This is a genomic window from Paenibacillus sp. Soil724D2, assembly GCF_001427935.1.
GTDB lineage: Bacteria > Bacillota > Bacilli > Paenibacillales > NBRC-103111 > Paenibacillus_E.
In genome coordinates, this window is the sequence record NZ_LMRY01000036.1 from 19,973 (window position 1) to 33,177 (window position 13,205).

The following is a 13,205-nucleotide window of genomic DNA, read 5'->3' on the forward strand; positions in this document are numbered from 1 at the left end:
TGTTGTTAGGATTTTTTTGGTTTCCTCATTTACGTTGAGGAGGAAGATGGAATGGGTTCATTGTTGATTCGCAATGCCAAAGCAATTGTAACGGTGGATGCGGAGGATCGTGTTCTGGAAAAGGTGAATATCCTGATTGAGGACAATCGGATAGTGAAGATGGGGAAGGACTTGTGTGAGGCTGACCAGGTTATTGATGCGTCTCAGATGTTCGTGTATCCCGGACTCATTAACGTGCATCATCATTTGTATCAAACTTTCACACGCAATCTGCCGCAGGTGCAGAAGTTGGAGTTATTCGAATGGCTGCGTTATCTCTACGAAATTTGGAAAGGGATTACGCCGGACGCCGTGTACCATAGCTCGCTTACAGGGATCGCTGATCTGATGAAGAATGGCTGTACGACGGTTTTCGATCATCATTATGTATTTCCGCAGCAAAATAGTGCCCATTTTATAGATAAACAGTTCGAAGCAGCGGAGCGACTTGGTATCCGATTCGTTGCTTCGAGAGGATCCATGACACTTGGCAAGGATCAGGGAGGGCTTCCTCCCATGAGCGTTGTTCAGGACATAGATACGATTCTAGCCGATAGTGAAAGGCTAATTGATCTCTACCACGATGCCAATGTAGGCTCCATGCGACAGGTAGTGCTCGCTCCGTGTTCACCGTTCAGCGTATCCGCGGATATCATGCTGGAATCGGCGAAGCTAGCCAGGTCCAAGGGTGTGCGGCTGCATACGCATCTAGCTGAGACGAAGAACGAGGAAGCCTACACGCTCGAACGTTTCGGCATGAGGCCATTGGCATACATGGAAAGTCTGGGTTGGTTAGGCCCCGATGTGTGGTATGCGCATGGAATACATTTTAACGATGACGAAATGAAGCTGCTTGCATATACCAAGACAGGAATCGCACATTGTCCGATATCGAACATGAAGCTTTCGTCTGGCATAGCCAGGGTACCCGAGATGCTTGCGATGGGGATTCCCGTAGGCTTAGCCGTTGATGGGAGCGCCTCTAACGATGGCTCGAACCTGCTAGAGGAGCTCCGAGTCTCGTATCTCTTGCACAGGCTTCAGTCAAGCAGTCAGGCTCCGACTGGCTATGATCTCCTAAAGGTTGCAACCAGAGGCGGAGCAGATATATTGGGAAGAAGCGACATAGGCTCGCTGGAAATTGGCAAGGCTGCTGACTTGTTCATGGTGCGTGTAGATCAAATTGACGCGGTGGGAACTCTGACAGATCCGAAGTCGTGGCTAGGCACGGTTGGACTCAAACGTCCGGTTGATTATACCATTGTGAATGGGAAGGTTGTCGTCGAGAACGGCAGACTGGTCGGAACTGATGAGGAGAAATTAGCTAGAGATTGTCAGGATTCATTCGAAAGATTCATTCAGCAATGAGAAAAGCTCGCTCCACACCGGTCATATAGACCGAATGAGAGCGAGCTTTTGGCTTAGGAGCAGGCTATTCTCTTGTAATAGTAACACTACTTGTTTTAGTATCGAAATCAACCTTACAGCCAAGCTGCTCGGCAATAAAACGAAGCGGAACAAAAGTGGAGCCATGCTTCAGAATCGGAGTGCTATCCAATTGAACAGGAGATCCGTTAACGCTCGCTGTTTTACTGTTAAGGGTCAGGATAATCGTTTTGTCGCTAAGTTCGTCTCTCACTGTGATTTGCTTTGAGTCCGCGTTCCACTTCACTTGCGCACCAAGCCTCTCCGAAATGAATCGAACCGGCACCATGGATACTTGATCCTCATTGATAAAAGGATGGGAGGAATCGAACTCATAGTTATCATCGCTTCCCTGACTCATCAGCAAGTGAATGTCTTTTTTGGCTATTTTCAAATCATCTCTCAGAAATGAATAGAACGTAGATTCCTTATTGAAATATTTTAGAAAGGAATCATTGTTGGTTGATATCCCGCTCAGGTTAAATACCCCGCCGGAGGTATCAATTACACTCGCTGTAACAGGCTTATTAATATTCCATATTTCACTAGTGTAAGTAAATTTAAGCGAACTGACTCCCGCGCTAACCTCTGTGATGGGGAGCGTAAGCTCTGCATTTACTTTGCGAATCTGTTTATCGGTATCGATGAAGAAGCCTGTTTTAAGTACGGTTTTATCACTCAGGAATGCTTTCACTTGAGAGTCGGAAACGGAAGAAAGAGTCTCCTGCATGTTCTTATCCCACTCGTCGAGAGCTTTCTTAAGAAATTGCTGAATGGTTGTGTAAACAAACTCAACAGCTAGTGTCTTGTTATCAAGGTAAGCCATCATCAGGTCTGGCAATTCAGAACTTAACCCACTCTTAGAAGGGGAAGCTTTCATTTCTTCTTTAATAATAGGCACCAATGCATCATAGAGCTGACCAAGCAATTCCTTCATTCCCTTTTCATCAGCGAGGATGTTCGTTAGGAATGCTTTCAGAAGGCCTACGAGCTCATTACCTTTAATCTCTATTTGGGCCTTTTGCATGGATAGTGTTTCACTATTCACAGGCTCGGACACGGAAGATACAGAGAAATGTTCCGGATTAGGAGCATTGGTTAAGAAGAATTTGAGCAATGCAGGCAACAATTCTTCTGCTTTCTTGAGAAGCTTCTGCTGCATGTCGGAAGATAGCGCAGTAGAAGATGAGCCAGCTTGCGCCGCCATCAGATCAAAGATAAGCGGTTTCTTAGCACCTTCAATCTGTATAGTTAGTTTGGTCCCATTTAAGTTGAGCTGGAAGGGGATAGATCCCTTGCTGTAAAGAGTAAGAGCGCCGTCTACAGAGATGTGCTGCTTATCTTGCATTTTGACGCTCTTCAGCTCTAAATTCACATGATGCAAGACATCAATCAGCCGTTTTTCGTCAGCGGTCAAGCCGTCGGTGTTACCTGTGATGATGTCCATTTGAAGCGAGCCTTTGGATTCAGCCGATTGAATGGAGGCACTATTTTGAATAGCTTGTCCCAAATCCAGCCCTTGAACAGCCTGACACCCCGTTAACGCCAAAAGCATAATAACTAATGCGGTGGAAATCCACCAAGTAAATCTCTTTCTTTGCATCTACAAATCTACTCCTTAGATATAATAGCTAGTAAAAAATAGCAGTGATAGATTATACGCACAAAAAGAGGGAAAGGTGCGCTTTTATTAGAAAAATTTTACAACCTTTTAACATACACCTAATAGAAAAGCTCGTTCTTAGAGGCCATAACGACCTGATGAGAACGAGCTTTGTCTTAGGCAAGCAGTACAATAACCAATAGTTCGAAGAGGACAAGCGTCAAGATTTGGTTGTATTGAGCTGGTGTATAGATGGGTCTATGCTGACCATGTGGATGCCCATGCGGATTCACTTGAAGGTAAGCGTGGTGTCCATCCACGTTAACCAAAACACCTTCATGCGTATGTCCTTCTAACGTTGTGACACGAATGGTGCGACCGATATGAGGGTGGAGTGCACCTACGATCATATCTCTTTTCTGCCTTAACATGTGCTGCCAATTTGGATCTGCCTGGAAGAGAACATGAGGCCCTTGATGACCAGGATGACTAGGATGACCAGGATGACTAGGGTAATGCGATGGATTCGTATACATATGATATCGCTCCTTTTTCGTGCGGCTGCGCTTAGCAGTAGGCTGATTGCCTAGGTTCACTACTAGACTATTCAGCCGCCTAGAAAAGGTGCAATCGACTACTCATGTCAATTCAACAGGTTAGTCGCGTTTAATCGTAACTACACGGGTATCGTCATTGAAGGAAACTTTGCTGCCGAGCTGCTCCGCGATGAATCGAATCGGCACGAAGGTGGATTCGTTATGGAGCGTAGCCGCACTTTCCAACTCGACAGAAGCGCCGTTGACACTTGCGATCTTACTGTCAAGCTTCAGAATGATCGTTGCACCTGACAACAGGTCTTTGATGGTAACCTGCTGAAGATCTCCGTTCCAGCCAACCTCAGCGCCAAGCTTTTCAGAAATAAATCTTACAGGCACCATCGTTTTGTTATCTGAATTAATAAAAGGCTGCGGGGTATCGGATTCAGCACCTGAAGCACCTTCGTTCAACTTCAGATTGATTTCTTTTTTCGTCACTTTCAAATCTTCCTTGAGAAGCTTGTAAAAGAGAGACTGCTTATCTAGGTTATTCAATAAACTGTAGATAGATGAAGCTTCCATGCCTACATTAAGTGCGCCGCCAGAAATGTTGATGGTATTCGCCGTGACCGGCTTATTGATATTCCACGTTTCACTTACATAAGACAGCTTGAGAGCAGCAACGCCTGAGCTTGTATTCGTTAGAGGAACATTGAGCGCAAGGCTTTGCTTGCGAACTTGCTTATCAGCGTCTGTGTAAATATCTGCTTGAAGGGCTGATTTGCTGTTAAACAAATCCTGAATCGGCAGAATGCCCGGCTCGCCCGAAGCATCTCCGGCAATCAATTTATCCAAGGACGCAGCTGTTTTCTTCAAGAAATCTTGAACAGGTGGGTAGACAAGTCCAACAGCTAACTGTTTATTACTTAAAATCTTTAGAGAAAAGTCGGTAGATCCGCCCTTGATTTGCTCCTCAATAATAGGTGAGAGGGCATCATACAGTTGGCTGATCAGTTCTTTCAATCCAGCTTCATCAGCGAGAACATTACTCAGCAGCTTTTTGAGAAGGGAAGCCAATTCCGTGCCGCTAAGCTCGATATGCGCTTTTTGCAGAGAAAGGGACTCGCCATTCACTTTGTCTGTGACAGGTGTGACGGATATGTTAGACGGATTAGGCGTATTAGCTAAAATAAGTCCAATAATTGCAGATTTAATATCCGCAATTTTGTTGCCGAACTGTTCTTGCACAGCTGAGGGTAACAGCTTCGTAAACGATAAATTAGAACTTCCTAAGACATCGAAAACAATCGGTTTCTTCGCGCCCTCGACACTCAAAATAAACTTGGTGCCCTCAGTTGCAAGTTTGAAAGGAATTGTGCCTTTACTGTATGTAATCGTACCATCTGCCGAAAGGTGCTGTGCATCTTGTGTTTTCACATTGGTGAGATCGATTTTCACATTTTGCAGAGCCGTTAATGCCTTCTGCTCCTCAGCGGATAGCATCGAAGTGTCGCCGGGCACAAACTCAAGCTGCAGGGTGCCTTTGGATTCTGAGGACTTCACAGCCCAGTCATTCTGAATGGCCCCAGCAAGGTCCAATCCTTGCACAGCCTGGCAGCCTGATAAAGTAAACATCAATAGAACCATTGCGGCGGAGATCCACCAAGTCAATTTCTTTTTGTACATGTGATAATCTACTCCTTAGGTTTAATAGAATAAGCGATAAAGTCGTCGAAAGATTATACGCTGGAAGTAGCAGAAGGATGCGCGGTGTAGTGAATTTTCCTAGGAAGTGGGAATGTCAGCTGATGCACGCTCCCATTTTTCGAGCTCGCTTTGAATGTCTGCCCGAAAAGGAAACTGATTTTTAAGTTTCTGGAGTTCTAACTTTGCGCTTTTTCTTTTTCCTTGTGCGTAATCGATTTGACATCGTAGAAATAAAACATGAATATCTCGTGGGTTCATCGACAAAGCGTTGTTTATTTCGGTAGCTGCGCGGTTAAGACTCGTTGAATTGTTTGTTTCAAGGTAATCTTTTAATAAGAGATAGGCCACTATAGTATGCTGGTCTGCTGATATGAAGGCGAGAGATGTACTACGTTCAAGTAGTTGAATCGCTTGTGGATTGTTTTTCGCATAACTAGATACTTGTTCTGCCTGTGAGATTAAAGATTCTGAAATGCTTAGACGGATAGAGATATAAGATAAGATGACAAGAGCCAATGAAAATAGTATTCGAAGAGGCTGTCTGATGTTCAATGATTCTTTTTTTGGTGTACGTTCATTCAAATGTACAGGGATAATCAATCCCAAGAGAACCCAAAGACCAAATAGAATGGAATAATTAAACGTAAAATCAACTGCACTATGGGCAAGAAGACAGCCGAAAGCGGATAGACAACCTACGACCCATATCTTTGTAGAGTTTTCTGCTATTCTGTATGCGGAAATGCCTTTCCATATAAACATTAAAACAAGAGTTAAGAATAGCAGTACGCCAACTACACCTGTTTCAATCCAGATTTCTAACCAGTGATTATGTAAGTAACGGACAGAGTAGGCAGCAGTTTGATACTGATATTGCAAAATGTTCCATGCTCCCCCGCCGTACCCGAATAAAGGGGAATCCTTAATCATTAACCAAGCGTCCTGGTAGTATCCTAAGCGAGCACTCCATTCGGATGCCCGGGGAGTAATATGAATCAAACGTTGTAAAAGTGTAGAGTCGATGGAGTATAAGATAACCGCAGTCAACACTAAAAGGACAGGAATTATTGTAATGGATAATAATCTAGCTTGTATTTTTTGAGTGAATGAAATAAGAAACGCAACGATGAGAACAGAGCAAATAAAAGCCCACTTAGACCATGAATAGGTTAGGGCACTGATCATTCCTGCACTAATTGCTATAGATACTTGAGGAAGATTTTTTCTATTTCCTTTTCCGAATGCCCAATATTGAACAGGTATAGTGACTATTAGAAGTACCAGAACTGTGCGAGATCCACTTAATATGACTCCTGATGTTAATAAGGAGCATAGCCAGATGTAATGGATCTTGTTTTCTAATGCTGATAGCATCAAGGATAATATCAAAGCAGTTAAAAGCAATATTCCCCATGTATTAGCATATTCAAGTGATCCTTCGAAACGACCCTCTCTGAATTGGTTAAAGAGTACTCCGAAAATAACCCAACCTGAACAAATATAGACTAACATTCGCACCAATGCCTGTGCGTGTTCTTTCGTAAGCTGCACAGCTATAAATAATAGAGGCAGTACAATCGCAACACGAAAGGATGTGGAGAGTGATTCTTGCTGATTAATAGCATTTATAGTAACCAAAAAATATAAACAGACAAAGGCAACTAAGACATAGAATGCAGGATGAGAGGGTATTCGTCCTCCCAAAAAGATAATAGCAGCTATTGTATACAAGGTGCCGCCAAACGTCAAATACTCCTCTTTAAAAAGCAGCCCATGCTGGAAAAGAGCTATACAGAAAAAAAAGGTAAGCGCGACAAACGAAGCAAGAGATATCCAATATTCTGAATTTTTGTGTATATTTTGGGTCTTTACGAGGTGCGCAATAGGTATAATCACTCCGTTTAACAAAATTTAAGTAAAATTTGATTCTATGTTCCTATTTTTCATTATAATACATAGGCCTCAAGTATTGTTGAAATTTCTGATATCTCTTATTATTAGTAGGTATTTACATAGGGATTATCAACCTGAGGAGGAATTTTCTTGCAATTGCAACGAGATTTAACTAGACGGCTCACAAAAAGGGCCTCTGCAGCACTTGTTTTATTTTTGCTATTAAATGTATTTACCCCCATTCTAGCATCGGCAGCAAGCTTGTTTAATCTACAGTTTGATCCAGTGTCTGGGAAAGTATATGGTTACATTTATTCGGACAAGCCATCTCTTTCCGTTAGTGTAAATGATGCTACTTACGGGACGAAGTCGGTTAAAAGTAATATAAATTTTACGAAGACTTTTAATACGGGATATTACTATGATTTGAATGAATTGGGGGGCAATGAGCTTAAAGGTCTCAAGCCTGTTACAGCGGTTGTTTATGAAGGTAGTACCCCTGTTTACTCAACAGTAAACAATGTTACTGGTGATGTTTACAGTTATAGTAGTAAAAGTAATCCTACTCTTAGTCCGCCTACAGGTCTGGTTGCAACTTTAGATCATGGGAGCTGGAGGATTAACTGGGGCTCACTCAATCAGACATTTCAATATGGCATAAGAGAATACAGAGATGGCCAATTACGTTCTGAAGGTTGGGGAAACTCATGGAGTAATGAATGGAGAACATCTTATGAATTTAATAGAGCACCAATAGATCTTCAATTGAGTATAGTTGATGTACTTGGCAACGAATCACCACTGAGTGAAAAGGTTTCTCTCATCTCGGCAGCAGAGCCTGACGGTTATCACTATCAAGGTAGAGTGTTCTTAAATGGGTATTCTGTAAAAGGTACGAAGTTTGATATCAAGAATAAATTAGGGGAGATAGTGGAAAGTTTCACTTATAATGATCAGGCAATTAAGGGTCAATCTGATCTAGGTCGTTATTGGATAAACTATAATTCACCTGGTTTTGCTGGTAAGTTTTTAGATTATTATTTTGATTTGCCCGATAAAGATTATTCTATTACTGTAACAAATATTGAAAATATGATTTTCCAACCGAAATCATATCCTACTGATTTTGCTGCGTATGTTGATTACGATGGTAAATTTGCAAATGTATTTCATTCCGAGATTTTTATGTTTGGTCATTTTAAAACAACACCGACATTATTCTTTAATAATAAAGAGGCCGGTCACTGGTTTGGACCAAATGAAGAAATTGCAAAGTTTACTCCTTCACGAGGAGAAGGGAATTTTTTGAACATACAGTTCCCTCATGATATTTGGCCCGTAAATGGATTGGGGGCGCACAATGTTACTAGCATACAGCGTGAAAATTTGTCAGTTTCAGATTTCCAATTAATAAAAGTTTCAGATCAATCAGTGGTTGGTATCCAGAATTGGTATTCAGGTGACATTCTCTTACGACAGGGTATAGTAGCTCTTATGCTTGATAAAGGCTTAGAACCTAATGAGCAATATGTTCTTAAAATGTCGCCAACTAGTGGAGCGAATGAGATAAGGCTACCTCTTTGGTCGGGAGATAAATTTAGTGCATCTGTTTCAACAACTGCAGATAATCATAATAATTATCTCTTAGATCAATATGTCTATGATGGAACGCTAATTGACACCTTTTTAGAACAGCAAACAGTTAAGCTTATTACAACCAGCGTAGCAGATGCCAATGCAGCAGCAACAGTAACAGCAAAAATCACAGCTCTACCAGCGGTAGTGAGTGTAACGTTAGCCAATGAAACAGCTGTCAATGAAGCGAAAACCGCCTTTGATCTACTAACAACTGTTCAAAAAGCTTTGGTAGGCACAGCAAATCAAACAAAATTGGCTGATACCGTAGCCAAGATTGCGGAATTAAAAGCAGCTCCAAGACCCCCAGGTAACGCCGGTGGAGGAGGGGGCTTTATAGATAACTCTCCTAAGCCTACAGAAGATGGTGTCAAATTGGATTCTGGCTTATTGAATGTTACAAAAGAAGCTGGTTCAGACGGCAAACAAGTTTCGCGTGTAAAACTTGATGCTGATGCACTGAGTAAAGCTCTTGATGCAGTGAAGAGTAAAGATAAAGATCATCAAACAATCTCAGTGGAAGTAACCGATTCAGAAGCTGGGGCTAAAATTGATATTCCAGCCGCTTCTTTGGTAGATGCGTTTAAGTCGAATTCGGATATTATTATTTCTATTCAATTGGATACAGGTTCTTATCAGGTGCCAGTTAGCATTTTTAAAGATTTAGCTGGTAAGTTAAATGCGGATCTTAAAGATGTAAAAGTGACGATTTCCGTGACGCAGGCATCAGAGATGTCATACCAAGCACTCCAACAAGCCAATCCCTCTGTTAAGACATTGATTGCAAACCCTATCGAATTTACGATAACAGCAGAGACAGGATCCGGTAAAGTTGAAATCAATGATTTTTCAGGAATCTATGTTAAAAGAAAAATAATAGTACCATCAATTGTAGATGGCGATAAGTCAACTGTGGTTTCATTTGATCCGATAACTGGAAAAATGAGTTTCACTCCTGCCGTTGTGAAGCATGTAAATGGGAAAACTGAGATTACTATTAAATCGCCGCATAATAGCATATATACGCTTGTTGAGTTGAATAAATCATTTAGTGATATCAGCACTCACTGGGCTAAAGCTGACATTGAATTGTTAGCTTCGAAGTTTGTCGTACAAGGGATGAATGAAACAATTTTTTCACCTGATCAACATGTGACGCGCGCGCAATTTGCTGCAATGCTTGTTTCATCACTAGCCCTAAATACCGATTCTAAATCAGCTGTTTTCCGTGATGTGAAAGCTGAAGATTGGTTTTCAGGTGCAGTAAACACTGCTGCTAAATTAGGACTTGTTGAAGGAAACTCTGCTGAAGAATTTGCTCCAAATGCAAATATTTCAAGAGAGCAAATGGCCATGATGATTTCCCGTGCTTTGAAACTTTCTGGTAAAGAAGTGCGATCATCTACGTCTCAAGATAAGCTTTCCCGCTTTACGGATAGCAGTTTAATAAGTGACTGGGCTAAGTCGGCAGTAGCTCAGACAATAGAAGCTAATATTGTAAATGGTCTAACTAACCAATCGTTCTCACCTAAAGAAAATGCGACAAGAGCACAAGCAACGGTGATGTTGAAACGATTCCTGCAATACGTACAATTTATTAATTAACATAAGAAAAAGCCTCAACTGAACCACCCAAAACTTTCCTCCTACTTTCGTAGGAGTTTTTTTCTATTCTTCGGTTTGCAAGAAGTTCCTTTTCACAAGGAGTGAAAAGAGGCCGTGAAACTTTTTTCTTTTATTCGCGTCTATAAAGTGTATGTGATGTTAAATTATGGAACAAAATTGATGTTCTTAGATTTATGCTTTAAGAAATAAAATATACTGAATATTACGTCTGTAAGAGGGTGACAAAATTGATGACGTTGTTTGCCATATGTTTCTTTGTAGGCCTTGTACTTACCGTACTTGTTACGTTTTTTGGCGGCGATTTCTTTGAGTTTCATGCGGATCACGGGGCTGCCCATGGCCATGGTGGACCGTCTTTTTTTAACTTATCTTCCATTTTAGCTAGTTTGACGGTGTTTGGCGGCATGGGGTATATGCTGAATAAGGTTGGGATGACAAGTAGTTTGCTCATTCTTCTTATCGCGATCGGTGCCGGTCTCTTCGTAGGATGGCTCTTCTTCCTTCTCTACGCCAAGGTTATTTATAAGCATGACCACAGTATGAAAGAGAGCGATTTTGATCTGAGTGGTCAGTTAGGGAAGCTGTCTGTTCCGATTAACGGGAAGGGGATGGGCGAAATGATGTTTGTGATGCATGGCACTACGCGTTCCATCAGTGTTCGTTCTGAGAATGGGGAATCCATTCCGAAAGGGACGAAGGTCGTCGTTCTGCACATGAATAAAGGGATTGCGACGGTAACTAGGTTTAACCAATAATAGCAGCTGCAATTAACTACTGGGAGGTTATGCGTTTATGTTGGGAATTTTGTATACGGTTGTTGCGATTGTTGTTGTCGTTTTCATCTTACTGGCTTCTATTGTGAGAGCGTACAAGAAAGTGCCGCCGAATGAAGCGATGATTGTGTATGGTTTAGGTGGTAAAAGGGTCGTACAAGGCGGAGGGACGTTCGTCATCCCTGGTTTTCAAAGCTTTAAAACGATCTCCATGATGCTCATGAGCTTCGATGTGAAGCCGGATCAACCTATGTTTTCTCAGCAGGGCATACGGCTCAAGATTGAGGCGGTGGCTCAGATCAAAATTCAAAGTGATCCCATCGCGATCGGCACAGCCTCGGAGCAGTTTCTTGACCACACACTGTTAGAGCGGGAAATGATGATTTTGCATTCCGTAGAAGGGCATCTTCGTGGGTTGGTTGGGCAGCTGCCGGTTGAATCTATTCTCAAAAATCCGGATGAACTGAACAGCAAGATGAGGGAAACGTGCTCGGAGGATTTGGATAAAATGGGGCTGAGCCTCATCTCCTTTGTGCTCAAACGAGTGGCCGATGATCAAGGATACATTGAGAACCTGGGCGTGCCGGAAGTGGAGCGTATCCGCAAAAGTGCTAGTATTGCCAGAGCTGAAGTGGAGCGGGATATCCAAATTCGTCAGGCAGATACGGAAAAGGAATCCGCGATACGTCGAGCGGAAGCCCATCAGTTAAAGATTGAGGCAGAGAGCGCCGCTTCGGCGAAGGAAGCGCAGTACCGCAAAGAGCTCAGCATGAAGGAAGCGGAGTTCAAGCAGGAAACGACGAGCCGACAGGCTGAAGCGGATTTGGCTTATGAATTGAAGCAGAAGCAGATTCAACAGTCGCTCGTAACGGAACAGGTGAAGATCAGACAGATGGAAGCAGAGGCGAACAAGACAGTTCGCCAGATTGAAGTCGAGCTGAAGGAGAAAGAGCTCGAAGCGTCGGTCATTAAGCCGGCTGAAGCGGAGAAGCTAGCGGCCATTATGCGTGCCGAAGTCAATAAGCAGAGGCAAATTCTCGAAGCCGAGGCGGATGCGGAGTCGACGCGAAAACGCGGCGAAGCGACGGCAGAAGCGGAGCTCGCCAAAGGGAAGGCGAACGCGGAAGTCGTCCGCTTGGCGGGTCTTGCGGAAGCTGAAGCGCTGGAGAAGAAAGCGGAGGCTTACAAGCAGTATACGCAGGCGGCGGTTACGGTGGAGATTCTTAGGATACTGCCGGAATTGGCTGAGAAAATTGCGGCTCCGCTGAGCAATGTCGATAAAATTACGGTGATTTCACAAGATGGAACGACGTCAGGCGTGAATCGGATTACAGGCGATATTGCCAAAATGATCGCGCAAGTGCCGGAAATTACACAGACGTTAACGGGTAAAAGCGTGACAGATCTTGCGCGTGCATTTCTAGGCAAGGATAATGAACTTATTTTAAATAAAGAGTCGGAATAACGTGAAAGAACCATGTATATGAACAATGTAAATGAGCAAGTCCTTAGCTTCCAGGCTGAGGACTTTTTTTTGTATAGGAAATTATGCAAGCTGCTGATCTGTGGATAAGCGGTGTAAAAGGAACTGGGGGGATGGGAAGATGAATGAGTACTGGCGGTTATTTGGCATGCCCAGAATGTAATGGAACGATGGTAAGAAAGGTAAAGCTGAGGGTTAGATGAACCTTCGGCTAGAAGTGTTTAATCACCCGAAGGGAGATTCTGTGCTTCCAGAACAGCTTGGAGGTCTCGCGTTTGCTTGAACCATTGGATTTTATCCACTGATTTTCCTATTTAGGCCTAACAATGACATCTAACATTGGATTATTTCCAATTGAATTGCCTCAAAATGCTATTATTCATGGAAAATGGAATTAAACTAATTAGTAGACACACTGTAATGGAAGACCTGTATACTAAAAATATAAATAAGGTCGAGGTGTGGCATGGGAGAAACGAGAGAAA

General features: G+C 42.7%; 8 protein-coding genes. 4 read left to right on the forward strand and 4 right to left on the reverse strand.

The window, feature by feature from the left end; all coding sequences use genetic code 11:
• Positions 1-51: 51 nt before the first annotated feature.
• On the forward strand, positions 52-1,407 hold the full coding sequence (locus ASG85_RS25875; protein ID WP_057304429.1) for an 8-oxoguanine deaminase: 1,356 nt from the start codon (positions 52-54) through the stop codon (positions 1,405-1,407).
• Positions 1,408-1,471: 64 nt separating this feature from the next.
• Here the strand turns inward: ASG85_RS25875 and ASG85_RS25880 are convergent, their stop codons facing one another.
• The 4 genes from ASG85_RS25880 to ASG85_RS25895 form a co-directional block, all read right to left on the reverse strand.
• Positions 1,472-3,067, reverse strand: coding sequence for a copper amine oxidase N-terminal domain-containing protein (locus tag ASG85_RS25880; RefSeq protein ID WP_060648142.1), 1,596 nt, complete (start codon positions 3,065-3,067; stop codon positions 1,472-1,474).
• Between the two features lie 176 nt (positions 3,068-3,243).
• Positions 3,244-3,603 (reverse strand): hypothetical protein, encoded by a 360-nt coding sequence (locus ASG85_RS25885; RefSeq protein ID WP_060648143.1) that lies wholly within the window; start codon positions 3,601-3,603, stop codon positions 3,244-3,246.
• Positions 3,604-3,723: 120 nt separating this feature from the next.
• Positions 3,724-5,289, reverse strand: coding sequence for a copper amine oxidase N-terminal domain-containing protein (locus ASG85_RS25890; protein ID WP_060648144.1), 1,566 nt, complete (start codon positions 5,287-5,289; stop codon positions 3,724-3,726).
• A gap of 99 nt (positions 5,290-5,388) precedes the next feature.
• Positions 5,389-7,059 carry an O-antigen ligase family protein gene (locus ASG85_RS25895; protein ID WP_156390055.1) on the reverse strand — a complete coding sequence of 557 codons (1,671 nt, stop codon included), beginning with the start codon at positions 7,057-7,059 and terminating at the stop codon, positions 5,389-5,391.
• Positions 7,060-7,353: 294 nt separating this feature from the next.
• Here ASG85_RS25895 and ASG85_RS25900 point away from each other — a divergent pair, with 294 nt between their 5' ends.
• The 3 genes from ASG85_RS25900 to ASG85_RS25910 all read left to right on the forward strand — a co-directional run bounded on the left by ASG85_RS25900 (position 7,354) and on the right by ASG85_RS25910 (position 12,702).
• On the forward strand, positions 7,354-10,443 hold the full coding sequence (locus ASG85_RS25900; RefSeq protein ID WP_060648145.1) for an S-layer homology domain-containing protein: 3,090 nt from the start codon (positions 7,354-7,356) through the stop codon (positions 10,441-10,443).
• Between the two features lie 248 nt (positions 10,444-10,691).
• Positions 10,692-11,219, forward strand: coding sequence for an NfeD family protein (locus tag ASG85_RS25905; RefSeq protein ID WP_156390053.1), 528 nt, complete (start codon positions 10,692-10,694; stop codon positions 11,217-11,219).
• Between the two features lie 37 nt (positions 11,220-11,256).
• Positions 11,257-12,702: a flotillin family protein gene (locus tag ASG85_RS25910; RefSeq protein ID WP_057304422.1), complete on the forward strand. Its 1,446-nt coding sequence runs from the start codon at positions 11,257-11,259 to the stop codon at positions 12,700-12,702.
• Positions 12,703-13,205: the final 503 nt, after the last annotated feature.